Genomic DNA, 267 nt, shown 5'->3' with positions numbered 1-267 from the left:
CAACCCGTCGCGCCTGGTGGCTGAAGGAACGGATCCTGCCACCGCTGTACTGGCGCGGCATGCTCAAGGGCCACGAATGGCTGGCCCACCCGACCCTGGCCACGGACACCCCGAAAGCATGAGCGAACACAGTCTTCTGGGCGCCGGGCTGGGGGCGATCATTGGTGCGATCCTGGCCCTGACCGGGGCCGGTGGCGGCATCCTCGCCGTGCCGCTCCTGGTCTTCGGCCTGGGCCTGAGCATGGTCGAGGCTGCCCCCATCGGCCT

At 69.7% G+C, this 267-nt stretch carries 1 pseudogene; it reads left to right on the top strand.

The features are described from left to right. Positions 1-118: 118 nt before the first annotated feature. Positions 119-267, top strand: a pseudogene (locus tag F6S12_RS33415) (sulfite exporter TauE/SafE family protein); the annotation flags it as partial.

The sequence above is a fragment of the Pseudomonas sp. JV245A genome, from assembly GCF_032424515.1.
GTDB lineage: Bacteria > Pseudomonadota > Gammaproteobacteria > Pseudomonadales > Pseudomonadaceae > Aquipseudomonas > Aquipseudomonas protegens.
Note: the sequence above shows the minus strand (reverse complement) of the source record. Positions and strands in the feature narration are given on the sequence as shown.